The organism is Enterobacter cloacae complex sp. 2022EL-00981 (assembly GCF_028737495.1).
GTDB classification, from domain to species: Bacteria; Pseudomonadota; Gammaproteobacteria; order Enterobacterales; family Enterobacteriaceae; genus Enterobacter; species Enterobacter cloacae.
This window is the reverse complement of sequence record NZ_JAQZRK010000026.1, coordinates 16,448-41,946: the sequence shown is the minus strand read 5'-3', so window position 1 is coordinate 41,946 and position 25,499 is coordinate 16,448. Positions and strand designations below refer to the sequence as shown.

The 25,499-nt window shown below is 55.3% G+C and carries 23 protein-coding genes; 6 read left to right on the top strand and 17 right to left on the bottom strand.

The window, feature by feature from the left end:
* Nucleotides 1–137: 137 nt before the first annotated feature.
* The 5 genes from secF to queA are packed head-to-tail and all read right to left on the bottom strand — an operon-like array spanning nt 138 to nt 5,603.
* Nucleotides 138–1,109, bottom strand: coding sequence for a protein translocase subunit SecF (gene secF, locus PUZ33_RS19180; RefSeq protein WP_013095834.1), 972 nt, complete (start codon nt 1,107–1,109; stop codon nt 138–140).
* Nucleotides 1,110–1,119: 10 nt separating this feature from the next.
* Nucleotides 1,120–2,967, bottom strand: coding sequence for a protein translocase subunit SecD (gene secD / locus PUZ33_RS19175; protein ID WP_071830016.1), 1,848 nt, complete (start codon nt 2,965–2,967; stop codon nt 1,120–1,122).
* Between the two features lie 27 nt (nt 2,968–2,994).
* On the bottom strand, nt 2,995–3,327 hold the full coding sequence (gene yajC / locus PUZ33_RS19170) for a preprotein translocase subunit YajC (RefSeq protein WP_000007629.1): 333 nt from the start codon (nt 3,325–3,327) through the stop codon (nt 2,995–2,997).
* A 22-nt stretch (nt 3,328–3,349) separates the two neighbouring features.
* Nucleotides 3,350–4,477, bottom strand: coding sequence for a tRNA guanosine(34) transglycosylase Tgt (gene tgt / locus PUZ33_RS19165; RefSeq protein ID WP_013095832.1), 1,128 nt, complete (start codon nt 4,475–4,477; stop codon nt 3,350–3,352).
* A gap of 55 nt (nt 4,478–4,532) precedes the next feature.
* Entirely contained in the window at nt 4,533–5,603 is a 1,071-nt protein-coding gene (gene queA / locus PUZ33_RS19160) for a tRNA preQ1(34) S-adenosylmethionine ribosyltransferase-isomerase QueA (RefSeq protein ID WP_029883413.1), read from the bottom strand.
* A 92-nt stretch (nt 5,604–5,695) separates the two neighbouring features.
* On the opposite strand from queA, the gene acpH reads away from it, so the two are divergent.
* Nucleotides 5,696–6,277, top strand: coding sequence for an ACP phosphodiesterase (gene acpH, locus PUZ33_RS19155; RefSeq protein WP_038985392.1), 582 nt, complete (start codon nt 5,696–5,698; stop codon nt 6,275–6,277).
* A 127-nt stretch (nt 6,278–6,404) separates the two neighbouring features.
* Complete coding sequence (locus PUZ33_RS19150) at nt 6,405–7,007, top strand: peroxiredoxin (RefSeq protein WP_013095829.1); 603 nt, start codon at nt 6,405–6,407, stop codon at nt 7,005–7,007.
* A 55-nt stretch (nt 7,008–7,062) separates the two neighbouring features.
* Here PUZ33_RS19150 and malZ read toward each other — a convergent pair whose 3' ends face one another.
* The 5 genes from malZ to phoB form a co-directional block, all read right to left on the bottom strand.
* Entirely contained in the window at nt 7,063–8,877 is a 1,815-nt protein-coding gene (gene malZ / locus PUZ33_RS19145; RefSeq protein WP_252107640.1) for a maltodextrin glucosidase, read from the bottom strand.
* A 138-nt stretch (nt 8,878–9,015) separates the two neighbouring features.
* Nucleotides 9,016–10,389: a proline-specific permease ProY gene (gene proY / locus PUZ33_RS19140; RefSeq protein WP_020686369.1), complete on the bottom strand. Its 1,374-nt coding sequence runs from the start codon at nt 10,387–10,389 to the stop codon at nt 9,016–9,018.
* Nucleotides 10,390–10,470: 81 nt separating this feature from the next.
* Complete coding sequence (gene brnQ / locus PUZ33_RS19135; protein ID WP_058681183.1) at nt 10,471–11,790, bottom strand: branched-chain amino acid transporter carrier protein BrnQ; 1,320 nt, start codon at nt 11,788–11,790, stop codon at nt 10,471–10,473.
* Nucleotides 11,791–12,199: 409 nt separating this feature from the next.
* Nucleotides 12,200–13,495: a phosphate regulon sensor histidine kinase PhoR gene (gene phoR / locus PUZ33_RS19130; RefSeq protein WP_029883416.1), complete on the bottom strand. Its 1,296-nt coding sequence runs from the start codon at nt 13,493–13,495 to the stop codon at nt 12,200–12,202.
* A gap of 21 nt (nt 13,496–13,516) precedes the next feature.
* Nucleotides 13,517–14,206, bottom strand: a complete 690-nt coding sequence (phoB, locus tag PUZ33_RS19125) for a phosphate response regulator transcription factor PhoB (protein ID WP_010428026.1) — start codon at nt 14,204–14,206, stop codon at nt 13,517–13,519.
* Nucleotides 14,207–14,393: 187 nt separating this feature from the next.
* Between phoB and sbcD the strand changes: the two genes are divergently transcribed.
* Nucleotides 14,394–15,599, top strand: a complete 1,206-nt coding sequence (sbcD, locus tag PUZ33_RS19120; RefSeq protein WP_058681184.1) for an exonuclease subunit SbcD — start codon at nt 14,394–14,396, stop codon at nt 15,597–15,599.
* Nucleotides 15,596–18,727 carry an exonuclease subunit SbcC gene (sbcC, locus tag PUZ33_RS19115; protein WP_058681185.1) on the top strand — a complete coding sequence of 1,044 codons (3,132 nt, stop codon included), beginning with the start codon at nt 15,596–15,598 and terminating at the stop codon, nt 18,725–18,727. The genes sbcD and sbcC overlap by 4 nt, the downstream gene beginning before the upstream one ends.
* 98 nt (nt 18,728–18,825) lie before the next feature.
* Here the strand turns inward: sbcC and mak are convergent, their stop codons facing one another.
* Complete coding sequence (gene mak, locus PUZ33_RS19110; RefSeq protein WP_058681186.1) at nt 18,826–19,731, bottom strand: fructokinase; 906 nt, start codon at nt 19,729–19,731, stop codon at nt 18,826–18,828.
* Nucleotides 19,732–19,854: 123 nt separating this feature from the next.
* On the opposite strand from mak, the gene rdgC reads away from it, so the two are divergent.
* Nucleotides 19,855–20,769, top strand: coding sequence for a recombination-associated protein RdgC (gene rdgC / locus PUZ33_RS19105; protein ID WP_013095820.1), 915 nt, complete (start codon nt 19,855–19,857; stop codon nt 20,767–20,769).
* Nucleotides 20,770–20,815: 46 nt separating this feature from the next.
* Here the strand turns inward: rdgC and ppnP are convergent, their stop codons facing one another.
* The 5 genes from ppnP to PUZ33_RS19080 form a co-directional block, all read right to left on the bottom strand.
* A complete protein-coding gene (gene ppnP, locus PUZ33_RS19100) occupies nt 20,816–21,103 on the bottom strand; it encodes a pyrimidine/purine nucleoside phosphorylase (RefSeq protein WP_013095819.1) in 288 nt (95 codons plus the stop codon).
* Nucleotides 21,104–21,174: 71 nt separating this feature from the next.
* Nucleotides 21,175–21,852, bottom strand: a complete 678-nt coding sequence (locus PUZ33_RS19095) for an AroM family protein (protein ID WP_013095818.1) — start codon at nt 21,850–21,852, stop codon at nt 21,175–21,177.
* A 238-nt stretch (nt 21,853–22,090) separates the two neighbouring features.
* Complete coding sequence (gene yaiA / locus PUZ33_RS19090; protein ID WP_023620970.1) at nt 22,091–22,282, bottom strand: protein YaiA; 192 nt, start codon at nt 22,280–22,282, stop codon at nt 22,091–22,093.
* Nucleotides 22,283–22,326: 44 nt separating this feature from the next.
* Nucleotides 22,327–22,851: a shikimate kinase AroL gene (aroL, locus tag PUZ33_RS19085; RefSeq protein WP_023620969.1), complete on the bottom strand. Its 525-nt coding sequence runs from the start codon at nt 22,849–22,851 to the stop codon at nt 22,327–22,329.
* A 142-nt stretch (nt 22,852–22,993) separates the two neighbouring features.
* Nucleotides 22,994–23,455 (bottom strand): YaiI/YqxD family protein, encoded by a 462-nt coding sequence (locus tag PUZ33_RS19080; RefSeq protein WP_023620968.1) that lies wholly within the window; start codon nt 23,453–23,455, stop codon nt 22,994–22,996.
* A 96-nt stretch (nt 23,456–23,551) separates the two neighbouring features.
* On the opposite strand from PUZ33_RS19080, the gene proC reads away from it, so the two are divergent.
* A complete protein-coding gene (proC, locus tag PUZ33_RS19075) occupies nt 23,552–24,361 on the top strand; it encodes a pyrroline-5-carboxylate reductase (RefSeq protein ID WP_013095814.1) in 810 nt (269 codons plus the stop codon).
* Between the two features lie 17 nt (nt 24,362–24,378).
* On the opposite strand, the gene adrA is transcribed toward proC, so the two are convergent.
* Nucleotides 24,379–25,482: a diguanylate cyclase AdrA gene (gene adrA, locus PUZ33_RS19070; protein ID WP_252107638.1), complete on the bottom strand. Its 1,104-nt coding sequence runs from the start codon at nt 25,480–25,482 to the stop codon at nt 24,379–24,381.
* Between the last annotated feature and the right edge of the window lie 17 nt (nt 25,483–25,499).

The window sequence follows — 25,499 nt, the reverse complement described above, 5'->3', positions numbered from 1 at the left end:
ATCCTCCTGCCTCTTGTTTGGGTTCAACAGGAGTCTACGACAGGGCTCCTGACAGCATACTGTCAGGAGTGTTTGTCAGGAGCAGATAAAAAAAATCCCGGTCAACAGACCGGGATTTCGATAACGCGATAAACGTCTTACGGCAGAATAGACGGCTGATCCGCCCCTTCTTTCTCGACTTTCTGCTGGAGCAGGTGCTCGCGCTTCATGCCGAGTTTCAGTGCCAGTGCAGACGCCACGTAGATTGACGACGCAGTACCGATAGACACACCGATCAGCATGGTCAGCGAGAAGCCTTCCAGCACTGGACCACCGAAGAGATACAGCATCAGGATCACCATCAAGGTGGTACCGGATGTGATCAAGGTACGGTGCAGCGTCTGGGTCAACGACACGTTAAAGATTTCGTACGGCGTACCGCGACGGATCTTACGGAAGTTTTCACGAATACGGTCAGATACCACGATACTGTCGTTCAGGGAGTAACCGATAACGGACATCAGGGATGCCACAATTGTCAGGTCAATCTCAATATGGAACAGAGACAGTACGCCCATGGTGATCACCACGTCGTGCGCCAGTGCGATAACCACACCCGCCGCCAGTCGCCACTCAAAGCGGAAACCGACGTACACCAGGATGGAGATCAGCGCCACCAGCAGTGCCATCGCACCGGTTTGCGCCAGGTCCGCACCCACGCTCGGGCCGACGAACTCAATACGCTTAACCGTGGCGTTCTGGCTGGTTGTTTCGTTAATCACGCTAACAACCTTGCTGCCCAGTTCCTGACTGCCGTTGGCATCGTGTACCGGCGGCATACGCACCATGATGTCGCGGCTGCTGCCGAAGTTCTGCAGCAGCGGCTCTTCAAAGCCCGCTTTCTGCAGTGACTGACGCATCTGGTCCATATCAACCGGTTTTTCCAGGGTGATTTCAATCACCGTACCGCCGGTGAAATCCAGACCCCAGTTAAAGCCTTTTACGCCCATAACGACGATGGACAGAATCAGCAGTAAACCTGAAATGCCGAAGGCCCAGTAGTCCCAGCGCATAAAGTCCCAGACTTTACGGCCGTGGTTCAATTGTTCAACAGTATATTCCTGTGCCACAACGCACTCCTCAGATAGACAGCTTTTTGACGCGCTTGCCGCCGTACAGCAGGTTCACGATGGCACGGGTGCCGACAATAGCAGTAAACATTGACGTTGCAACACCGATACCGGTGGTAATCGCAAAGCCTTTGATTGCGCCAGTCCCCACTGCATACAGGATAAGAACCTTGATCAGTGTTGTTACGTTCGCATCGAAGATGGAGCTGAACGCGCCTTTATAGCCTTCATCAATCGCCTGCTGAACAGAGCGACCGTTGCTCAATTCTTCTTTGATACGTTCGTTAATCAGTACGTTGGCGTCGACCGCCACCGCAAGGGTCAGAACGATACCCGCAATCCCCGGCATGGTCAGCGTCGCCCCTGGCAGCAGGGACATAATGCCGATGATCAGCACCAGGTTCGCGATCAGCGCGGAGGTGGCAATCAGACCAAACTTCTTATAGAAGAAGATCATGAAGAGGATAGATACCGCCAGACCGGCCAGACATGCTTCCAGCCCCTGCTGGATGTTTTGCATACCCAGAGTTGGACCAATGGTACGTTCTTCAACAATCTGAATTGGCGCAATCAGCGCACCGGCACGCAGCAGCAGAGAGAGCTGACGCGCTTCGTTCGGGTTGTTGATACCGGTGATACGGAAGCTGTTACCCAGACGAGACTGGATATTGGCGATGTTAATCACCTCTTCCTCTTTCACCAGCACCGCACGGCCGTTAGCGTCTTTCTTACCGCTGTCTTTGTACTCCACGAACAGGGTTGCCATCGGTTTACCGATGTTGTCCTTGGTGAAGTTAGACATGATGTTACCACCCGCGCTGTCCAGCGAGATGTTAACCTGCGGCTGGTTGTACTCGTCCTGGCTGGAGGTGGAGTCGGTGATATGGTCACCGGTCAGGATCACGCGTTTGTACAGCACAACGGGCTGACCTTCGCGGGTCTCTTTCACTTCCGAGTCACCCGGAATACGGCCAGAAGCGGCAGCAGACTGGTCAACGTTGGTGTTCACCAGACGGAATTCCAGCGTTGCAGTGGCGCCCAGAATCTCTTTCGCGCGCGCGGTGTCCTGAATACCCGGCAGTTCTACAACGATACGGTCAGCACCCTGACGCTGCACCAGCGGTTCAGCCACGCCCAGTTGGTTTACACGGTTGCGCAGAATGTTGATGTTCTGCTGAACGGCATATTCACGCGCTTCTTTCAGACGGGCGTCGGTCATTACCGCGCGCAGCTGGTTGCTGCCCTGAGCGGTGATCACCAGGTCACGGTGACGTTGGGTCAGGTAATCTACAGCCTGATCGCGCGCCGCACTGTCACGGAACGTGATGCTCATACCGTAGTTATCTTCTTTACGAACGGTGGTATACGCGATGCCTTTTTCACGCAGATCGCTGCGCAGGCTATCGATATTCTGTTCCTGCAGTTTGCCCAGCGCGGTATCCATATCCACTTCCATCAGGAAGTGTACGCCGCCACGGAGGTCAAGACCGAGTTTCATTGGCTCTGCGCTCAGCGCAGCCAGCCAACGTGGGGTAGCAGGAGCAAGGTTAAGCGCCACGACGTATTTATCACCCAGCACGCCCATCAGCGCTTCACGAGCGCGGAGCTGCGTGTCGGTGGTGTCGAAGCGAGCAAGAATTGCGCCCTCTTCCAGAGCCACAGACTTAGCGGTAATTTTTTCTTCTTGTAACGTTTTCTGGACCTGGATCAGCGTTTGCTCACTGGCGGCGACACCGCGCGCGCCAGTGATTTGAACAGCCGGATCCTCACCATACAGGTTGGGAAGCGCGTACAGCAGGCCGACGAGAATCACGACGACCAGCATGATGTACTTCCACAAAGGATAACGGTTTAACACGGCAGTTCCCTTTGGGAAAAGTTGGGATTACAGCGCCTTCATGGTGCCTTTCGGCAGAACGGCAGCTACGAAGTCACGTTTGATAACCACTTCAGTGGTGTCGTTCAGGGCGATAGCAATGTAGCCATTTTCAGCCACTTTGGTTACGCGACCGACCAGGCCACCGTTAGTCAGGACTTCATCACCTTTCGCGATGGAGTCCATCAGCTTTTTGTGCTCTTTGGTACGCTTCTGCTGTGGGCGCAGGATCATGAAGTAGAAGATCAGACCGAACACAACCAGCATCAGAATCAGAGACATCGGGCTGCCCTGCGCTGGAGCACCTGTTGCCGCTACCGCATCAGAAATAAAAAAGCTCATTCAAATTCCCTCATTATTAATATTAATCAACGTTCAAAGGTGGAACGGTTCGACCCTGACGTTGGTAAAAATCGGTCACGAAGCTCTCTAATTTACCCTCTTCGATAGCCTTGCGTAAACCAGCCATTAAGCGCTGATAATAGCGAAGGTTATGAATGGTATTGAGACGCGCGCCCAAAATCTCATTGCAACGATCGAGATGATGCAAATACGCGCGAGAATAATTGCGACAGGTGTAGCAATCGCACTCGGCATCGAGCGGACTGGTGTCACTCTTATGCTTCGCGTTACGGATTTTCACCACGCCATCGGTAACAAACAGATGACCGTTACGTGCGTTACGGGTTGGCATGACGCAGTCGAACATATCGATGCCGCGGCGCACACCTTCAACCAGATCTTCTGGCTTACCCACACCCATCAGGTAACGGGGTTTATCCGCCGGGATTTGCGGGCAGACATGTTCCAGAATACGGTGCATGTCTTCCTTCGGCTCACCCACAGCTAAACCGCCGACAGCGTAGCCATCAAAACCTATCTCTACCAGACCTTTAACAGAGATATCGCGTAAATCTTCGTAAACACTGCCCTGGATAATGCCGAACAGCGCATTTTTGTTCTGCAGGGAGTCAAAACGGTCGCGGCTACGCTTCGCCCAGCGCAGCGACATCTCCATGGAACGTTTAGCGTAATCCCAGTCCGCCGGGTATGGCGTACATTCGTCGAAGATCATCACGATGTCAGAGCCGAGATCGTACTGAATCTCCATAGACTTTTCAGGATCGAGGAAAATCGGATCGCCGTTGATCGGGTTACGGAAGTGGACGCCCTCCTCGGTGATCTTGCGAATATCACCCAGGCTGAAGACCTGGAAACCGCCAGAATCGGTCAGGATCGGGCCTTTCCACTGCATGAAGTCATGCAGATCGCCGTGAAGCTTCATGATCTCCTGACCAGGACGCAGCCACAGGTGGAAGGTATTACCGAGGATAATCTGGGCGCCAGTGGCTTCTACTTCTTCCGGCGTCATCCCTTTTACGGTGCCGTAAGTCCCCACAGGCATAAACGCGGGGGTTTCCACCACGCCGCGATCAAACACCAGGCGACCGCGACGCGCGCGGCCATCGGTGGTATCGAGTTCAAATTTCATTTTTATTCCTCTGTGCCAGAAAAACAGTCCAACACATTATTCCGGTGCCGCGGACTTATTCCCCGACACGCTCATTCAAAGCCAGCGGATTGTACGTGATAAACATCGCGTCCCCGTAGCTAAAAAAGCGATATTTTTGTTCTACCGCAGACTTGTATGCCGCCATGGTGTGCTGATACCCCGCAAAGGCGGAGACCAGCATAATCAGCGTTGATTCAGGCAGATGGAAATTGGTCACCAGTGCATCGATGACTTTGTACTGATAGCCCGGATAGATAAAGATCTGCGTATCGCCAAAGAATGGCTCGATCAGATCTTTTTGAGCCGCCTGGGCAGCGCTCTCCAGTGAACGTACGGAGGTGGTGCCTACCGCAACAACGCGGCTGCCGCGCGCTTTTGCCGCCAGAACCGCATCAACAACCTCCTGCGGCACTTCAGCATACTCAGAGTGCATGATGTGATCTTCAATGCTGTCTACCCGCACCGGCTGGAAGGTGCCCGCGCCGACGTGCAGCGTCACAAACGCCATCTCCACGCCTTTTGCACGTAATTTTTCCAGCAGCGGTTCGTCAAAGTGCAGACCCGCCGTCGGCGCCGCTACCGCGCCAGGCTTCTGGCTGTAGACGGTCTGGTAGAGCTCACGATCGGCCTCTTCATCCGGGCGCTCAATGTACGGCGGCAAAGGCATGTGGCCGATGGCGTTGAGAATATCCAGCACCGTGCGCTCATCGTTGAACTCCACTTCAAACAGCGCGTCGTGGCGCGCGGTCATAGTTGCTTTGATGCTCTCGTCATCGCCCAGCAGCAGTTCGGCACCCGGTTTAGGTGCTTTAGAGGCGCGAATATGTGCCAGAATACGTTTATCATCGAGCATACGTTCGACCAGCACTTCAATCTTGCCGCCGCTGGCCTTGCGGCCAAACAGACGCGCCGGGATCACGCGGGTATTGTTAAAGACCAGCAGATCGCCAGGGTTGAGCTTGTCGAGCAGATCGGTGAAAGTACCGTGCGTCAGCTCGCCCGTTGGCCCGTCCAGTGACAGCAAGCGACAGCTACTGCGCTCAGGCATTGGATAGTGAGCAATCAGGGATTCAGGTAGTTCAAAGGAGAAATCGGCGACGCGCATGACGTATACTCGTGACTTAAAAACAGGCGGCATAGTCTAGTGCTCACACCCTTTTGCTGCAACAACTAGCCGCCCCCGGACAAATAAAACGCATGAATTTTCTCGCTCACCTGCACCTCGCTCACCTCGCTGACAGCTCCCTTTCCGGCAATTTGCTGGCCGATTTCGTCCGCGGCAACCCCGCCGAGACCTGGCCCGCTGAGGTTGTCGACGGGATTTTTATGCATCGTCGTATCGATGTCATGACGGATAACCTGCCAGAAGTGACCGAGGCCAAAGCGTGGTTTCGCCCCGAAACGCGCCGCGTTGCGCCAATCTCGCTTGATGTCATGTGGGACCATTTCCTGTCGCGCCACTGGGCGCAGCTGTCGCCGGAAATGCCATTGCCGGATTTTGTGCGTTATGCCCACCAGCAGGTGTCGATCATCCTGCCTGACTCGCCGCCGCGCTTTGTGAATCTGAATAATTACCTGTGGTCGGAACGCTGGCTGGAGCGCTATCGCGAGATGGACTTCATCCAGAATGTGTTAAATGGGATGGCGAGCCGCCGACCGCGGCTGGATGCACTACGCGACTCCTGGCATGACCTGGACGAACATTACGATGCGCTGGAAACGCGTTTCTGGCAGTTTTACCCGCGAATGATGGCGCAGGCGAAAAACAAACAGCTCTGACAGAATTCGCATTGATAGGTAAAAGCTGGCGGAACGATTGTCACCACCTCTTTGTCTTATCCATGAACACTCTCTATACTGGCTCGCGTTGCGTTCCAAATAACCTTAGTATCTACAGGAGAATCATATGGTTCTGGTAACTCGTCCGGCTCCGGATTTTACAGCTGCAGCAGTTCTGGGCAACGGTGAAATCGTTGAAAACTTCAACTTCAAACAGCACACCAACGGTAAAGCGACCGTTCTGTTCTTCTGGCCAATGGACTTCACTTTCGTTTGCCCGTCTGAGCTGATCGCGTTCGACAAACGTTATGAAGAATTCCAGAAGCGTGGCGTAGAAGTGGTTGGCGTCTCCTTCGACTCTGAGTTTGTACACAACGCATGGCGTAACACCCCTGTCGACAAAGGCGGCATCGGTGCGGTGAAATACGCAATGGTTGCGGACATCAAACGCGAAATCCAGCAGGCTTACGGTATCGAACATCCGGACGCTGGCGTTGCGCTGCGTGGCTCCTTCCTGATCGACGCGAACGGCATCGTGCGTCACCAGGTTGTGAACGATCTGCCGCTGGGTCGTAACATCGACGAAATGCTGCGTATGGTTGACGCGCTGCAGTTCCACGAAGAGCACGGTGAAGTGTGCCCGGCTCAGTGGGAAAAAGGTAAAGAAGGTATGTCTGCGTCCCCAGACGGCGTTGCGAAATACCTGTCCGAGAACGTATCCAGCCTGTAATCGGCACGGTTTACGAAAAAGGCCCGCTTATGCGGGCCTTTTTGTTATCACGCCGTCAGCCAAACCAGACGGAAGCAGAAATCGCCAGCAGGGAGAGGATCCCCTCCTGCACGCTCCCTTTCCCCTCTTTTAGCTGCCACGCGCTCACGTTAAGCAGCGGAGAGTCATCCAGCACCACTTCGCACGCCTCGCCCCGGTTGATGGCTACCAGCACGCGCTGCTGGTTATAGACGCGGACAAACACCACCACGTTGTCGTGGGCATAAACCACCTGACAACCACCGTAGCGCAGCGCCTGGCTCTGCTTACGCAGTTTCGCCAGCCGCTGATACAGGCTGAACAGCACGTTGTCCTGCTTCGCCGGATCCCATGGGAAGGTTTTGCGGCAGAATGGATCGTTGTTCCCGTCCAGCCCCACCTCATCGCCGTAATAGATGCACGGCACGCCCGGCCAGGTAAAGAGCCAGGTCACCGCCAGCGGCAGGCGCGCGACATCCTTACCGAGCAGGGATTTAAATCGCGCGGTGTCATGGCTGTCCAGCTGGTTAAACATCCGTAACTGCTGCTGATGCGAAAGACTGGCGCGGTAGTTATCCATCCACGCCATGCAGGTTTCCGCATCAATATGCTGCGGATCGTAGGAAATATCGGTGTTAGCAAGGAATCCCCACAGCGGGAAGGTAAAACCGCGATAGTTCATTGCCGCATCTTCCGCGTCCGCCTGCAGCCACTGGCGCGCGTCGCCAAAATGTTCGCCAAAAACGAACGCCTCGGGCTGCGCGGCTTTTGCTGCACGGGTGATCCCGGCGACGTGCTGAAGGTTATTACGCGCCCCGCCCGCTTCACCGAGCATATGCACCACGTCAAGACGCCAGCCATCCATATTCCATGGCTCACTCAACCAGTGGCGCACAATGCTGTTTTCACCGCCGTAAATCTCGTTCACTAGCGTTTGCGACTGGAAATCCAGTTTTGGCAGGCTCGGATAGCCCAGCCAGTCCAGCGCGCGACCCTCCTCGTTGAAGCTGTACCAGTCGCGCTGGGGTGAATCCGGGTTATGGCACGCCCCGCCCATCGACTGGTTATGACGGTCAAACCACGCGTGTGAGTCGCCGCTGTGGTTAAACACGCCGTCCAGAATCAGACGCATGCTTTCTTTTTGCGTATTTTTACGCAGACGAAGCAGCGCGTCATCACCGCCAAACTGCGGGTCAACGTGGCGATAATCGGCGGTATCGTATTTATGCACGCTCGGTGCTTTAAACACCGGGTTAAGGTACAGCGCCGTCACGCCCAGCTTCTTCAGATACGGTAGCTTTTCGCTGATGCCGTCAAGATCGCCGCCGTAGAACGTCGAGCCGCCCGCCTGCGCGGTTAACGGCTCATCCCATTCTTTCAGGATAATGTCGTGTCCTGCAGCGTGGTGGTAATAAACTTTATCCTGCCCGGCGGTGCGCGTTTCGCTGCGCGCAAAGCGATCCGGGAAGATCTGATAGAAGACCTGATCGTTAACCCACTGCGGGCCAGCGTCCGGGTAATCGACGGCAAACTGCTCCAGCCGCGCCGGAGGAAAACGGCTAAATCCCTGCGGGGTAAACCACAGCTGGCGGTTATTCCAGAGCAGCTTAAAGCTATAGCGTCGGCGCGGCTGGCCGCTGCGCAAGTCGATGTTTGCCCGCCATGCCGTTACGCCAGGCTGCGGCTGGCTGCGCTGCTTGTGCATTTTCAGCGTGGTTTCTTCATTATCGACTTCAGCGCGTAGCGTCACGCGTTCAGGCTGATTTTCCCCCGCCAGCCAGAGCGTAATCACAAGGTTGTCTTTGTTTTGCTTAACAAATGGGGCAACCGGAAGGTGCCAGGCGTTTAACATCACGAATCCCCTTTGATGAAATTGACGTCACCTTGCCACAGGGTGATTAAGGATAGCTCATCACGTTCGCGATTATTGAGGGAGGAGAAAGGAGGAGGAGACAAAATTCCCTCTCCCACAGGGAGAGGGCATAAAATATTACTGCGCCTGCGCCAGCTGACGGTCGCGGCGGCATTTAAACACCCAACCCACCAGCAGCAGTACGATCCACGCACAGCCCACGTAGAGGGAAATACGGGTATCAGGATGGTAGCCAATCAGGCCGATGATAAACACCAGGAAGATCAGCCCAACGACGGTCGTCGCTACCCCGCCTGGCACTTTAAACTTCAGCGCTTTTGCCTCCTCAGGGGACAGACGGCGGCGGAACGCAATCTGTGACAGCAGGATCATGATCCACACCCACACGGTCGCGAAGGTCGCCAGAGAAGCGATCACCAGGAAGACGTTTTCCGGCATGATGTAATTCAGGTAGACCGACAGCAGCAGCGCAACGGTCATCACCATAACCGTCACCCATGGCGTGCCGCGACGGGAGGTTTTGGCAAAGACTTTCGGCGCACTGCCCTGCTCTGCCATGCCGTGCAGCATGCGGCCCACGCCAAAGACGTCACTGTTGATCGCTGACAGCGACGCGGTCAGGACCACAAAGTTCAGGATGCTGGCCGCAAAGGCGATGCCCATATGCTGGAAGGTCAGCACAAACGGGCTACCGTTGGTCCCCACCTGGTTCCACGGATAGATAGACATAATGACGAACAGCGTACCCACATAGAACACCAGAATACGCATCGGCACCGAGTTGATGGCGCGCGGAATGGACTTCTCCGGGTCTTTGGCTTCCCCGGCGGTGATCCCGATAATCTCAATCCCGCCGTAGGCAAACATCACCATCTGGAGCGACATCACCATGCCGAGCCAGCCGTTGCTGAAGAAACCACCGTTGCTCCAGAGGTTATGAATACCGGTTGGCTGGCCGCCGTTACCGATCCCCCAGATGATGATGCCGAAACCGGCCACAATCATGATGATGATGGTGGCAACCTTGAAGAAGGAGAACCAGAACTCCAGCTCACCGAAGACCTTCACGCTCATCAGGTTGACGGCACAGATAATCAGCACCACGCTCAACACCCAAATCCAGTGCGGAACCGCCGGGAACCAGACGCCCATGTAGATGCCAAAGGCGGTGACGTCGGCAATGGCCACAATCAGAATTTCGAAGCAGTAGGTCCAGCCGGTGATAAACCCGGCCAGCGGGCCTAAATTCTCCTGCGCATAGCGCGAGAATGAACTGGCTGAAGGGTTATGAACCGACATCTCTCCCAGCGCACGCATGATGATATACGCCGCCACGCCGCCGATGATGTAGGCCAGCAGAACGCTTGGACCGGCCATTTTGATGGCATCTGCCGAGCCATAAAAAAGACCGGTACCGATAGCGGAGCCGAGCGCCATAAAGCGAATGTGGCGCGTGCTCAGCCCACGTTTGAGTTTGTTAGTGCTTTCCATTTAAATCTTGCCATTCAACACGAAAAAAACAAAAAACCACGGGGCCTTAAGCCCCGTGGTTAAACAGTTTGTTGCCGTTGATTAATGGGCGTTCGATGTAACCTGACGCCCTGCAGCACGGTCCCAGATAATGGCCAGAACCAGTGCAACAACGGTAGGCATCAGCCAGGCCAGACCTTGCTCAGACAGCGGCAGACGCTGTGTCCAGGCTGGCAGGATGTGAGCAAACGCTGATGCTTTAATCCCGTCAAGGATACCAAAAATCAGGCTGATAAACATGGCTGGCGCAATAATTCGCGAGGAGTTGTTCCACCACGGGCGCGTAAAGCTCAACACCACCAGCACGATACACGGCGGATAGATGGCCGTCAGCACCGGAATGGAGACCTGAATCAGGTGGCTCAGACCGAGGTTAGACACCGCCATGGAGAAGATGCCGAGGATGAATACCAGCGTGCGGTAAGAGAGTGGCAGATACTGCGCAAAGAACTCCGCACAGGCACAGGTCAGACCAACCGCCGTCACCAGACAGGCCAGGAAGATCAGGGCCGCCAGCAGCATGCTGCCCGCACCGCCAAAGGTGTGCTGGACGTAAGCGTGCAGAATTGCCGCACCATTCGCGTTCTGATCGACCAGCGTGGCGCTATCGGAACCCAGGCGGAACAGCGCCAGATAGAGCAGCGTCAGGCCCACACCGGCCATCAGACCAGCCCATATGGTATAGCGGGTCAGCAGACGCGCTTCGGTCACACCACGGGAACGAGCGGCGTTCACGATAACGATACCAAACACCATCGCGCCCAGCGTATCCATGGTCAGATAGCCGTTCACAAATCCGTTAGAGAAGGCCGCGTTTTGGTAGGCATCCATCGCGCTGCTGATAGGACCCGCAGGCCAGATAATGGCCGCAACCGCCAGCACGATCAGCGCGATAATTTTGAGTGGAGCCAGGAAGTTACCCACGGTATCCAGCAGTTTGCCCGGATAGAGGGAGACCAGAATCACAATAGCGAAGTAAACCATGCTGTAGATAAACAGCGGCATCGCACCGTCACCGGTCAGTGGCGCAATCCCCACTTCGAAGGAGACTGTCGCAGTACGCGGGGTCGCAAACAGCGGGCCAACGGCCAGATAACACACCGTTGCCAGCAGAACGCCAGCCACTTTACCAATTGGGGTGCTGAGGCTATCAACGCCGCCGCCAACTTTCGCCAGCGCAACCACGGTCAACACCGGCAGGCCCACGGCAGTAATCAGGAAACCAAATGCTGCTGTCCAGACGTGTTCACCCGCCTGTAAGCCAACCATTGGAGGAAAAATGATGTTGCCTGCGCCAACGAACAGCGCAAATGTCATAAAGCCCAGCGCGATGATGTCACGCGATTTTAAGTGATGGGTCATAAAACCTTACTGCCTGTGGATGTGGTGTTGAATATATTGAGATTTTCGCCATCCCCAATGGGACGATACAGCGGAAATTTTGCTCAATTTCAGCGGGATATGCTCCCGTCCTGGCGTGGAGAAGAATAGTTTTTCGATTTACCACGCAAATACAGTCGGTCTGACAGTATCTGGGGGGCAATTTAAACGCTTATAACGTTTAAAGGCAAGGAGGGATCGTAAAACCAGAACAATATGCCAGCATGAAAATACCAACCAGAATAATTCGCTAATATCATGAAAAAGCCATGGCTAATCATGCGAACAAAAAAGCACCAGCCGTATAAAATTCATTCGCGTTTCGCTTTACTGCAAAGCAAACGGGCCAGCAATAACTGGCCCGTGGAAAGGTAAAATGACACACCCGCCGTCAGGCGATCTTTTTGGCAATTAATCGTTCCGGTATAACGAAACTGAAACGGGTTCCTTTGCCCAGCGTGCTTTGAATATCGAGGCGGCTTTCATGGTGATTCACCGCGTGCTTCACAATGGCCAGCCCCAGCCCGCTTCCCCCCGTTTGCCGGGAACGGGCTTTATCTACCCGGTAAAACCGCTCGGTCAGACGTGGAAGATGCTCAGGCGCAATGCCCGGCCCGTTATCCTCGACGCTAAACTCGGCCCCCGTTGGTGTCTGCTGCCAGCGCACCATAATATCCGTTCCTTCCGGGGTATGATTAACCGCGTTATAGACCAGATTAGAGATAGCACTCCGCAGTTCATCCTCGCTCCCGAGCACCTTCAGACTGTTATCGACGTCAAAGGTCAGATGATGTTTTTTATGGCTTAAGGTTTGCGCTTCGCGCTCCACTACCCGCAGCATCATCGGTACGTCGATAGTGTCATTTAAGGCAAGCGTCGGAGCCGCCTCAATCTTCGACAGCGTCAGCAGCTGTTTCACCAGCCCTTCCATACGGTGCGTCTGCTCGCGCATGGTATGCAGCGCCTTCTCACGCGGCGCACCTTCAAGCGTCTGCTCCTGCATCATCTCCAGATAGCCCTGCAGCACCGTCAGCGGCGTGCGCAGCTCGTGGCTCACGTTGGCGAAGAAGTTGCGTCGTGCCCCTTCCAGCTGGTGCATCTGGGTGACGTCACGCGCTACCATCAGCCATTGCCGATCGCTGTAGGGCATCACACGTATTTCAAGATGGCGGCCATTGTTGAGCTTCAGATTATGCGGACGCGTGAAATCACGTTTTTTCAGATACTGCGTAAACTCCGGATAACGCAAAAGGTTGAGGATGTTCTGGCCATTATCGTCCGGCCAGCGCAGGCCCAGCAGCTGTTGGGCGAGACCGTTACACCAGAAGATTGTCCCCTCTTCCGTGGTCAGAATCACCGCATCCGGCAGCGATTCCGCACCGCTGCGAAAGCGTTTAATCAGGCTTCCCAGCTCGCGACGGCGCTTTTTATTACGCATCTGCATCTGGTGCAGGCCGTAAAGCAGCGGCTCCCAGCTCCCGCTTCCCGGGGGAGGCGTCATACTTCTGTCAACCCACAACCACCAGGAGAGGCGCAGTAAGTTCCAGAAATGCCAGATCAGCAGCCCGGTCACAGACGCCAGCAGAAACCACGGCAGGTATCCAAGAAAGGCCCCCAAAATGAAGGCCGGAATACAACATAAGATCAGTTCAAAGACGAGCCTTTTCCATGACAGACGTTCCAGCACGCGTCACACTCCTGTCATTGTTCAGAAACGGGTAGAAAAACGATAACCCGTGCCGCGGACCGTCTGTACCATGCGATCGTGGCCGCTCAGTTCCAGCGCTTTACGCAGGCGGCGGATATGTACGTCAACCGTCCGGTCTTCGACATACACGTTAGTTCCCCAGACGTTATTCAGCAACTGTTCGCGGCTGTAAACACGCTCCGGGTGAGTCATAAAGAAATGCAGGAGTTTGAATTCGGTAGGCCCCATGTCGAGGGGATTTTCGCCCGTCATAACACGGTGCGAGGTAGGATCAAGGCTCAGGCCCTGCATTTCAATGACCTCTTCCACCGCCATCGGTGAAATACGGCGCATCACAGCTTTAATACGGGCAACCAGCTCTTTCGGTGAGAAGGGTTTAGTAATGTAATCATCCGCGCCGGTCTCAAGGCCGCGCACACGATCTTCCTCTTCACCGCGCGCGGTAAGCATGACAACGGGGATATCGCGGGTCATCGCTTCACGCTTGAGGTGTTTGATAAACTGCAGTCCGGAGCCGCCAGGCAACATCCAGTCAAGCAGGATCAGATCGGGCCAGGGTTCATTCAGCTGGTTCACCGCGCTGTCATAATCTTCCGCTTCAACCGGCTGGAAGCCATTTTGTTCGAGCACGAAGCACACCATTTCACGAATTGGAGCTTCATCTTCTACGACCAGAATACGTCTCGCCATACTTTGCCCTGTCTTATCTTATTTAAGTTACAAGTTTGTAATGCGGCGTCATTATGCGTCAGTTTTATGACAGATTTATGAAAAACAGTACCACGTAAAATGGCAAACTGTTGTTTTATTACAGCGGTTATTTTCCAGCTTCTGAAAGTTTATAATCCCCATTCCCTTTTTTTGCCACGGATTCGCTATGCGCATATTACACACCTCGGACTGGCATCTGGGTCAAAACTTTTACAGCAAAAGCCGGGCAGCGGAGCATGAAGCGTTCCTGAACTGGCTGCTGGACACGGCCCGATCGCACGAGGTGGACGCGATTATTGTTGCGGGTGACATTTTTGATACCGGTTCGCCGCCAAGCTATGCGCGTGAGCTCTACAACCGCTTCGTGGTAAATCTGCAACAAACCGGCTGTCATCTGGTGATTGTCGCCGGTAACCACGACTCCGTCGCAACGCTGAATGAATCCCGCGATATCCTGGCCTTCCTTAACACGACCGTGGTAGCCAGCGCCGGTCATGCGCCGCAGATCCTGAAAAAACGTGACGGTACACCGGGAGCGGTGCTGTGTCCGGTGCCCTTCCTGCGCCCACGCGATATCGTTCAGAGTCAGGCGGGGATGTCCGGCGGGGAAAAGCAGCAGCATCTGTTGCAGAGCATCACGGACTATTATCACCAGCAATATACGGATGCCTGCGCCCTGCGCGGCGAACAGGCCATTCCGGTGATTGCCACCGGGCATCTTACTACCGTCGGCGCCAGTAAAAGTGACGCGGTGCGTGACATCTATATTGGTACGCTGGACGCCTTCCCGGCGCAAAATTTCCCGCCAGCGGATTATATCGCGCTCGGGCATATTCACCGGGCGCAGGTCATCGGCGGCTGCGAGCACATTCGCTACTGCGGCTCGCCCATTGCGCTCAGTTTTGATGAGACCGGCAAAGCCAAATGTGTGCACCTGGTGAGCTTTAATGAGGGCAAACTCAGTGCCGTGGAGTCGCTGGAGGTCCCCGTCACCCAACCGCTGGCGGTGCTGAAGGGTGATCTGGCGGCGATTACCACTCAGCTGGAGCAGTGGCGCGGTGTCGAGCAAAATCCGCCCATCTGGCTGGATATTGAAATCACGACCGACGACTACCTGCATGATATGCAGCGTAAAATTCAGGCGTTGACGGAAGATCTGCCCGTCGAGGTCTTACTGGTTCGCCGCAGCCGCGAACAGCGCGAGAAAATTCTGCTGGGTGCACAGCGTGAAACGCTCAGCGAACTGAGGGTGGAAGAGGTATTTGAACGCCGACTGTCGCAGGAAGAGATTGACGACACCACGCGCGCAAGGCTGAACGAGCTGTTCCTTCATACCCTGCACGCGCTCAGCGATGAGGAAGAAAACGCATGAAAATTCTGAGCCTGCGTCTGAAAAACCTCAACTCCCTTAAGGGCGAGTGGAAAATTGACTTTACCGCCGAGCCGTTTGCCAGCAACGGGCTGTTCGCCATTACCGGCGCGACCGGTGCCGGGAAAACGACCCTGCTCGACGCCATCTGTCTGGCCCTTTACCACGAAACGCCGCGTCTGCAAAAAGTCTCCCAGGCACAAAACGACCTGATGACCCGCGATACCGCCGAGTGCCTGGCCGAGGTGGAGTTTGAGGTAAAAGGCATAGCGTATCGTGCGTTCTGGAGCCAGAACCGCGCGCGCAATCAGCCAGACGGAAACCTGCAGGCACCGCGCGTTGAACTGGCGCGTTGTGAAGACGGTAAAATTCTGGCCGATAAAGTGACGGACAAACTGGAGCAAACCGCCGCGCTCACCGGGCTGGATTATAGCCGTTTTACCCGTTCAATGTTGCTCTCCCAGGGGCAGTTTGCTGCCTTCCTCAACGCTAAACCGGGCGATCGCGCCGAACTGCTGGAAGAGCTGACCGGCACCGAGATCTACGGTCAGATCTCAGCGATGGTGTTCGAGAAACATAAGGCCGCCCGTAACGCGCTTGAGATGTGCGAGGCGCAGGCCGCAGGCGTGGTGCTACTGAGTGAAGCGCAACAGCAGCAGTTACAGGAGAGTTTGCAGGCACTTACTGACGAAGAGAAAACCCTGCTGACTCAGCAGCAGAACCAACAGCGCGATTTTCAGTGGCTGAGGCGCAACGACGAGCTTATTCGCGAGCAGCAGCGGGTTATGCTCCTGCAACAGCAGGCGCAGCAGGCTCTGACCGACGCCGCGCCTGAGCTGGCCAAACTCCAGCTTGCGCAGCCCGCCGCCCAGCTTCGCCCCCTGTGGGATAGCCAGCAAGAACAAACCACGCGCCTCGCGCAGACAAAGCAGCGCATTGTCGAAGTAAATACTCGCTTACAGGCCAAAGCCGCGCAGCGCTCACGCATCCGTCATACGGCGCTGCGTACCCATGCGCAACTGCAGAGTGACCTTACGACACAGGCAACATGGCTGGCGGAGCATGAACGTTACCGCGTGTGGGGCCAGGAGATTGCTGGCTGGCGCGCCCATTTTGCGCAGTTGAACCGCGATAAACATCAGATTGCCACGCTTGCAGCCCGTATTGCTGAATTACGTCAGAAGCTCGCCGGGATGCCGGAAAACCCCCTGACGCTGACGGCGGATGACGTGGCAGCGGCAATGGAGCAACAGTCCCGGTCACGCCCTTTACGCCAGCGCCTGACCTCGCTTCATGCCCGCTATCAGCCGCTGCAAAAACGGCTGCAAGAGAACGCAGATACCCGGCAAAAAGCGCAGTCCGAGCAGGTAAAACTCAATGAAACGCTGACGCTGCGCCGCCAGCAGTACAAAGAAAAAAACCAGCATTATGTCGATTTGAAAGCATTGTGTGAAAGCGAAGCGACGATCAAAAAGCTGGAAAGCTACCGCTCGCAGCTTGAGGCCGGAAAACCCTGCCCACTGTGCGGCTCCAGTGAACATCCCGCCATTGAGACGTATCAGGCGCTTGAGCTCACCGATAACCAGCGGCGCCGGGACGCGCTGGAAAAAGAGGTCGCCGCGCTTAAAGAGGAAGGTCTGCTGGTGCTGGGACAGGTCAATGCCCTGACGCAGCAGATCCAGCGAGAAACAGACGAAGCACAGACGCTCTCTCAGGAAGAGCAAGCACTCACTAAAGAGTGGCAGGAGGTCTGCGCCGACCTGAATATCTCATTGAATATTCAGGAAGATATCGCCCCATGGATGAACGAACAGGAACAGTACGAACGTCAGCTCTATCAGCTCAGCCAGCGCCTGACGCTGCAAAACCAGCTTAACGAACAGCAAGCGCAGGAGCGTCAGTACCAGCAGCAGCTGTCGGCTACGCGTCAGGCACTGGAAAACGCCCTGCTCGCGCTGTCGCTGCATGTTCCTGAAGAGGGGGAAGAGACCGCCTGGCTGTACGCCCGGGAAACGGAATTCAACCTGTGGCAGGAAAAACAGACGCAGCATGCTGCGATTCAGGAGCGCATTAATACCCTGAAACCGCTGCTCGACACGCTTCCGGCAGGCGATGACACCGAGGCAGAACCGGCCATTCCTGAGAACTGGCGCGAGATCCATGACGAATGCCTGTCCCTGCAAAGCCAGCTTGCCACCCTGCAGCAGCAGGAGAGTCTGGAAAGCGAGCGGCTACAGCACGCCACAGCGCAATTTGCCACCGCGCTGGCGGCAAGCTGCTTCGCCGATCGCGAGGCCTTTCTCGCCGCGCTGCTGGATGAGGAGACCATCCGCCATCTTGAACAACGCAAGCAGACGCTGGAGAGCCAGCTTCAGCAGGCAATTGCGCTTAGCGGGCAGGCTGAACAGCTGCTACAGGCCCACCAGCATCAGCGACCGGAAGGGCTGGACACCGACGCGCAAACCCTGCATGCGCAGCTACAGCAGCTGGCGCAGCAGCTTCGCGAGAACACCACTCATCAGGGGGAGATCCGCCAGCAGCTTAAGCAGGACAGCGATAACCGCCAGCACCAGCTGGCGCTGATGCAGCAAATTGACGAGGCCTCACGTCTGGCCGAGGACTGGGGTTATCTGAATGCGCTGATAGGCTCCAGCACTGGCGACAAGTTCCGTAAATTCGCCCAGGGTCTGACGCTGGATAATCTGGTCTGGCTCGCTAACCAGCAGCTTAACCGCCTGCACGGGCGCTATCTGCTGCAGCGTAAAGTCAGCGACGCACTGGAGCTGGAGGTGGTCGATACCTGGCAGGCCGATGCCGTACGCGATACCCGCACGCTTTCTGGCGGCGAAAGCTTCCTCGTCAGTCTGGCGCTGGCGCTGGCACTTTCCGACCTGGTGAGTCACAAAACGCGAATCGATTCGCTGTTCCTGGACGAAGGTTTCGGCACGCTCGACAGCGAGACGCTGGACACCGCGCTGGATGCGCTCGACGCGCTGAATGCCACCGGGAAAACCATCGGCGTGATAAGCCACGTCGAGGCTATGAAGGAGCGTATTCCGGTGCAAATCAAAGTGAAGAAGATTAATGGACTGGGGTATAGCAGACTGGATAAGGAGTTTGCGGTGCAGTGAAAGGCGGATCGGTGCGGTCTGGTGCCCTCACCCTGGCCCTCTCCCACAGGGAGAGGGTACAAACATAAAAAACCGCAACGTGCGTTGCTGTTTTGCTTTTATTCCGGCCATAACCACGCTGCGCCGCGCACGCCGCTGGAGTCACCGTGGACGGCTTTGCGGATTGGGGTTTCACACTCGCCGCCGAAGACCCACTGTTTGACGAGAGCAGGCACCGTCGCGTACAGCCGGTCGACGTTGCTCATCCCACCGCCCAGCACAATCACATCAGGATCGAGAATGTTCACCACATGCGCCAGCGATTTCGCCAGGCGCATTTCGTAGCGGCTCAACGCCAGTTCCGCCACGGGATCCTGCTCCTCAACCAGACGCATGATCTCGTTACCCTTAAGCGGCTGACCGCTCAGGCGGTGGTAATCGGCGGCAAAACCGGTGCCGGAGATAAACGTCTCAATACAGCCCTGCTTTCCACAGTAGCACGGCACTTCAGTACGGTATTTAAGTTCGTCTTCATCCATCCATGGCAATGGGTTATGTCCCCACTCGCCTGCCGTACCGTTACCGCCAATATGCGCACGCCCGCCGAACGCCACACCGGCCCCGCAGCCGGTACCGATGATGACAGCAAAAACGGTCTGGGCACCCGCCGCCGCACCGTCAATCGCCTCTGAGACCGCCAGACAGTTCGCATCATTTGCCAGACGCACCTCGCGCTGCAGACGCGCGCTCAAATCTTTATCAAAAGGCTGGCCATTGAGCCAGGTGGAGTTGGCGTTTTTCACCACCCCGGTATAAGGCGAAATGGACCCGGGAATGCCCATCCCGACGGAGCCGGTCTGTCCTGTCGCCTGCTCTGCCATCTCAACCAGCCGGGCAATCGTCTCGATAGTCTGGTGATAATCGTCGCGCGGCGTGGGCAGGCGGTGACGGAAAAGCTGCTCCCCCTGCTCGCTCAGTGCGATAACTTCAGTTTTGGTGCCGCCCAAATCAATCCCAATACGCACAAGACTCTCCTCATTATTTTGATTATCAACAGAGTAGAAGCACGCTTCCCGATTAGCAATGCAAGCGATGCGACAATTCGTTATCATGCCCGCTGATTTAACGACAAGGCCGTGGAAATTATCATGCTGTGGTTCAAAAATTTGATGGTTTACCGTCTCAGCCGCGACGTTTCGCTGCGTGCAGAAGAGATGGAAAAACAGTTAGCCGCTTATACCTTTTCCCCTTGCGGAAGCCAGGATATGGCAAAAACCGGTTGGGTTCCGCCAATGGGTTCACAAAGCGATGCCCTGACCCACGCCAGCAGCACGGGTCAAATCATCGTTTGCGCCCGTAAAGAAGAGAAAATCCTGCCCACGCCGGTAGTGAAGCAGGCGCTGGAAGCGAAAATTTTTAAGCTTGAAGCCGAACAGGGCCGCAAGCTGAAAAAGACCGAAAAAGATTCCCTGAAAGACGAAGTGTTGCACTCCCTGCTGCCGCGCGCGTTTAGCCGCTTCAGCCAGACCATGATGTGGATCGATACCGTCAACGGGCTGATCATGGTGGACTGCGCCAGCGCCAAAAAAGCGGAAGATACGCTGGCCCTGCTGCGTAAGAGCATCGGCTCTTTGCCAGTGGTTCCACTGGCGCTGGAAACGCCAATCGAGTTAACCCTGACCGAATGGGTTCGCAGCGGCACGGCGGCGCAAGGGTTCCAGATCCTCGATGAAGCCGAACTGAAAGCCCTGCTTGAGGATGGCGGTGTCATTCGTGCGAAAAAGCAGGATCTGGTGAGCGATGAGATCGCCGTCCACATTGAAGCAGGCAAAGTGGTCACTAAACTGGCGCTCGACTGGCAGCAGCGTATTCAGTTTGTGATGTGTGACGATGGCTCTGTTAAGCGCCTGAAGTTCTGCGATGAACTGCGCGATCAGAACGAAGATATCGATCGTGAAGATTACGCCCAGCGCTTTGATGCGGACTTTATCCTGATGACCGGCGAGCTGGCCGCGTTGATTCAAAATCTGGTAGAAGGCCTCGGCGGCGAAGCGCAGAGATAATTTCGTCTCAACCTGACCCTCTCCCCAACGGGGAGAGGGAAGAAGATTATTTCAGATAGCGGCACAGATAAGAGGTCGGTTCAGCAACCTGCAGATGGAACTCACTGTGGCCAGGGACGTTGAAAACTTCGCCGGCAGAGTAAACTTTCCATTCCGTTTCACCCGGCAGTAAGACGTTAAGCGCACCACTTACCACCGTCATCTCTTCAGCTTCGGCCGTACCAAAGGTGTACTCCCCTTCAGCCATCACGCCGACACTGGCGCGGCCAGTGCTGCTGCTGGTAAAACCAATGGATTTCACTTTACCGGAAAAGTATTCGTTACTTTGAAGCATGAACTGGCCCTTATATTTTTAGATAAAAATTCACTATAGGGGCCATGCTCATGACCTGTCACGCAAAATCATCAGGTAAGGAGTTCTGAGGCCAGACGCGCCATCAGAACGTTCGACAACAGTACCGGCACATCCAGCGCTTTTTGCAGTAGATCGCGGTGATGCTGGTGGAACCCCAGGCAGTCGAGGATCAATACATCAGCCCCGCGCTCCAGTAGCTCCTTCCCGGCCGCAATGAGTTTGGCCTCACTGTCCCAGAAGGGATTGGCCAGCGCATACAGGGGCGTTTTTTCAAGCACGTGCCATTTTGCTTCCTGGTTGTCCATGAGTTCTTCAATGGGCACAATCACCCCCACCTGGTGTCCGTCCACAATGGATGCCACCAGCGGCGGAATGATTCGCATCGGCTCGAGTAAAATCGCATTACGCGCCATGAGCCCCTTAATGGGAGCAGTACTCATCAGCAAAATAACGTCATACTCTTGATTATCGAGCACTTCTATTACTGCCTGCAGCGAGCGCTCAATTTTCTGTCGTGAAACATGCGCCAGTTTACCGTCGCTTAATAACGTCGCCAGGGGATCCTCCCCCGCCTCTACAGCGTAGTCCTCCATGACCTCTTCCCGGCTCATCTTCCCCAGCAGGCTGAGATGCGTGATCTGTTGTTCAGATACATGCTCGGTTAAGAGCGGTAACACTTCGCTTACAGGGACCACACCAATAGTGATGATCGCCAACGTTGCCTTCATCGTCTTCGCCTTCCATTACTACAAAAACTTAATACACAGGTACAGGCTCACTACGCTGCACAGTTCGTTTTTTCAACAAAACAGCACCAAGCGTAGCAGGTGATCTCCATCCCGAAATGTAAAGATCACCTGCCGGTAACGGAGCTACCTGTAATAACTAAATATTAACTCCTGCTTAACATTAGCGATGAGTAAAAAGTGTGATTCAGGCACGGTATTGGAGCGTTTAGGAAAACATTTATGACTTATCGGGATCTTCGTAGCGCCGTTTCGCATCCAGCGCTTCCTGTTCAGTCTCATGTTCACTGATGAGAGAGTCGGGTTTAGGGTGATCGGCACGCAGTTGATACCAGGTCACGGTTTGGCCGCCATTGCCTTTTTCAACGGTAACAATACGTGCTTCACGCGGATAGGGAGGTCTGGTTGGCATAGCTCATCCTTTTTTTATGTCAGAGCTATAAGTATAGACGGCGGTTAGCTGGCACAAGCCAAACGCAGGGCGGTAATAATCTGAATCACAACCTCTTCGGGCGACGCGGAAGCATCCACTACGTGATGTGCCGCTTCGCGGTATAACGCATCGCGCTCCGCCAGCACTTCGCTCACCTCTTCGCTGAGCGGTCTGGAGGTCAGCGCAGGGCGTTGCCCCTCTTCCGGAAACGCTTCCAGACGCCCCACCAGCGCAGCCACGGGTGCACAGAGATAAATCACAATCCCTTTTTCGCGCATAAAGCGGCGGTTATATGCCGCCAGAATAATTCCGCCGCCTGTGGCAATTACCGCATCGGGAGCCGTCACCGCTTCCAGCGCGGCCGTTTCACGGCTGCGAAAGCTCTCCCAGCCTTCTTTTTCGACGATATCCGCGATGGTTTGTCCGGCCTGCGTCTGCAGCCAGTGGTCGGTATCAACAAAATGACGTTGACAGGTACGCGCCAGCTCCAGGCCAACGGTGGTTTTCCCACAGCCGCGGGGGCCAACTAAAAAGATGGGTTGGGTCATAACCAGGTGTTTCCCCTTGATGCCGGATGGCTGAAGAGTGTAAAGAAATAATTGCAGAAGATGTTGCGTTTACTTTACTGCAAAGCGGTACGGAATGACAACCCTGTCACTGCCATACTGTACCACATATTGACAATGATTATCATTTAGCAGGGCGACGTTTCACTTCCAGCAGCCACTTATCGAGCTCTGCGGCAAACTGCTGGCGGTCACGTTGAGATAAACTGTCTGGCCCACCGGTCTGCACACCGCTGGCGCGAAGCGTATCCATGAAATCACGCATGGTCAGTTTTTCCCGGATGGTTGTTGGTGAGTAACGCTCCCCGCGCGGGTTCAGCGCTGCGGCGCCCTTTTCCAGTACCTCTGCGGCCAAAGGAATATCCGCCGTGATCACCAGATCTTCCGCGCTGCACAGCCGTACGATCTCGTTATCCGCCACATCAAAACCGGCAGGAACCCGCAACGCACGAATGAATCGGGAAGGCGGTACGCGGATATTCTGGTTTGCCACCAGCGTAAGCGGCATCTGAACACGCTCGGCAGCACGGAACAAAATCTCTTTAATCACATTCGGACATGCGTCCGCATCAACCCAAATCGCCATAATGTCTCCCCTATTGATACTGGCGACTATTGTCGCCTGCATTTCGTTGTTAAGCTATCAATCAGAGAAAACAACGCATAACGACGGAGAAACGTGATGGATAAGAAAATCGGGTTTATTGGCTGCGGTAACATGGGCAAAGCCATCCTGGGTGGCCTGATCGCCAGCGGGCAGGTCCTGCCGGGTCAGATTTGGGTCTATACACCATCACCGGATAAAGTCGCGGCGTTGCGTGATGAGTATGGTATTAACGCAGCCGAAAGCGCGCAGGAAGTGGCCCAGGTCGCCGATATCGTCTTTGGGGCGGTTAAACCGAACATCATGATCAAAGTCCTGAGCGAGATCACCTCCAGCCTGAATAAAGACACGCTGGTGGTGTCGATTGCCGCAGGCGTGACGCTCGATCAGTTGGCCCGTGCACTGGGTCATGACCGTAAAATTGTTCGCGCAATGCCCAATACCCCTTCACTGGTCAATGCTGGGATGACCTCCATCACCCCTAACGCGCTGGTGACCACGGAAGATGTGGCCGATGTGCTGAACATTTTCCGCTGCTTCGGCGAAGCGGAAGTGATTGCCGAATCGATGATCCATCCGGTTGTGGGCGTGAGTGGCTCTGCTCCTGCGTATGTCTTCATGTTCCTGGAAGCGATGGCGGATGCTGCGGTGCTTGGCGGTATGCCACGTGCGCAGGCCTATAAATTTGCCGCACAGGCGGTGATGGGCTCAGCCAAAATGGTGCTGGAAACCGGTAAGCATCCAGGGGAACTGAAAGATATGGTCTGCTCGCCTGGCGGTACCACCATCGAAGCGGTGCGGGTGCTGGAAGAGCGCGGGTTCCGTGCGGCGGTCATTGAAGCGATGGCGAAATGCATGGAAAAGTCAGAGAAGCTGAGTAAGTCCTGACCAAACTAAGCCGGATGTCAGGCGGCCACCTCGGTACGTCCGCGTCCGGCATTTTTGGCTTTATAAAGCGCGATATCTGCCGCTTTTAACCATTCGCGGTAGTGGGCAAACTGTGTTCCCCATGGCGCAACCCCCACGCTGATGCGAAGCCGTTCGTTCGGGGCGCAGGGTAACGACAGTTTTTTCAGCCGCTCGTGGACGCGGGACATCGCCGCAATTGCACTTTCTGCCGGGGTGCCGGACATGATGATCGCGAACTCATCGCCACCGAAACGGCCAATATAATCCCCGGCCCGCAGCGTCATCTGCAGCTGACGAGTGATAGCAATGATCGCTTCATCGCCCACATCATGTCCCCAGGTGTCATTGATGCTCTTGAAGTGATCGATATCGATAAGCAGGATCGTGGTTTGACAATGATCCCGTCGGCACTTTTCATACTCCATCCGCAGCAACGTTTCCCAGTGGCGCCGGTTATAAACGCCCGTCATGCCATCGCGGGTACTCATCAGCTCAAGTCTTCGCTTATTTTCCGCCAGGCGAATGGCCGTCTGATGGCTCACCCAGGCAAAGAGTATTGGGTAGATCATCAAGACCGGCAGCGTCAGCCACCACTCCAGCGCTCCGGAAGAGAGCACCACAACATTTCCGGTTAGCTTCAGCGTCACGACAGCGGATAACGTGGTTATGGCAATGCCTGCGAGAAACAGGCGACAGCCGCCGGATCCCATCATATTCATGCCCATCATCATAACCAGCGCAGCCGATGGCAGAGCGTTCACGCCCATCAGGCCAATCCAGATGCCGGTAAAAATAGCGTCGATCTTCAGATTGAAGATTTCACATTGATAAGGTTGAGATGAACGGCAGGTGAACTGCCAGGCAAGATGCGGCCAGATAAAAACCCAGCTCACCAGTAATAACCACCAGCCGCCGGGCAGAAAATGCGTGACCAGAACGCCGGCAACAGGAAAAAACATCGCCGCCAGACCCACAATCCGCCCCAGCCGGACGCGTCGGGCAAAGCGTATGCCGGTACGGTGCACGTCATCCTGAGAAAGGTTTTGAAGCCACTCTTCCCCGATACGCTCTTTATTGTAAAAGTTTTCGTCGTTCATCATATTTTGGGAATATTCTG

Excerpts from the sequence above, each read along its gene's own strand:
- yajC (WP_000007629.1), bottom strand. The coding sequence starts at position 3,327 with ATGAGCTTTTTTATTTCTGATGCGGTAGCGGCAACAGGTGCTCCAGCG.
- tgt (WP_013095832.1), bottom strand. The coding sequence starts at position 4,477 with ATGAAATTTGAACTCGATACCACCGATGGCCGCGCGCGTCGCGGTCGC.
- queA (WP_029883413.1), bottom strand. The coding sequence starts at position 5,603 with ATGCGCGTCGCCGATTTCTCCTTTGAACTACCTGAATCCCTGATTGCT.
- acpH (WP_038985392.1), top strand. The coding sequence starts at position 5,696 with ATGAATTTTCTCGCTCACCTGCACCTCGCTCACCTCGCTGACAGCTCC.
- PUZ33_RS19150 (WP_013095829.1), top strand. The coding sequence starts at position 6,405 with ATGGTTCTGGTAACTCGTCCGGCTCCGGATTTTACAGCTGCAGCAGTT.
- malZ (WP_252107640.1), bottom strand. The coding sequence starts at position 8,877 with ATGTTAAACGCCTGGCACCTTCCGGTTGCCCCATTTGTTAAGCAAAAC.
- proY (WP_020686369.1), bottom strand. The coding sequence starts at position 10,389 with ATGGAAAGCACTAACAAACTCAAACGTGGGCTGAGCACGCGCCACATT.
- brnQ (WP_058681183.1), bottom strand. The coding sequence starts at position 11,790 with ATGACCCATCACTTAAAATCGCGTGACATCATCGCGCTGGGCTTTATG.
- phoB (WP_010428026.1), bottom strand. The coding sequence starts at position 14,206 with ATGGCGAGACGTATTCTGGTCGTAGAAGATGAAGCTCCAATTCGTGAA.
- sbcD (WP_058681184.1), top strand. The coding sequence starts at position 14,394 with ATGCGCATATTACACACCTCGGACTGGCATCTGGGTCAAAACTTTTAC.
- sbcC (WP_058681185.1), top strand. The coding sequence starts at position 15,596 with ATGAAAATTCTGAGCCTGCGTCTGAAAAACCTCAACTCCCTTAAGGGC.
- rdgC (WP_013095820.1), top strand. The coding sequence starts at position 19,855 with ATGCTGTGGTTCAAAAATTTGATGGTTTACCGTCTCAGCCGCGACGTT.
- ppnP (WP_013095819.1), bottom strand. The coding sequence starts at position 21,103 with ATGCTTCAAAGTAACGAATACTTTTCCGGTAAAGTGAAATCCATTGGT.
- PUZ33_RS19095 (WP_013095818.1), bottom strand. The coding sequence starts at position 21,852 with ATGAAGGCAACGTTGGCGATCATCACTATTGGTGTGGTCCCTGTAAGC.
- yaiA (WP_023620970.1), bottom strand. The coding sequence starts at position 22,282 with ATGCCAACCAGACCTCCCTATCCGCGTGAAGCACGTATTGTTACCGTT.
- aroL (WP_023620969.1), bottom strand. The coding sequence starts at position 22,851 with ATGACCCAACCCATCTTTTTAGTTGGCCCCCGCGGCTGTGGGAAAACC.
- PUZ33_RS19080 (WP_023620968.1), bottom strand. The coding sequence starts at position 23,455 with ATGGCGATTTGGGTTGATGCGGACGCATGTCCGAATGTGATTAAAGAG.
- proC (WP_013095814.1), top strand. The coding sequence starts at position 23,552 with ATGGATAAGAAAATCGGGTTTATTGGCTGCGGTAACATGGGCAAAGCC.
- adrA (WP_252107638.1), bottom strand. The coding sequence starts at position 25,482 with ATGATGAACGACGAAAACTTTTACAATAAAGAGCGTATCGGGGAAGAG.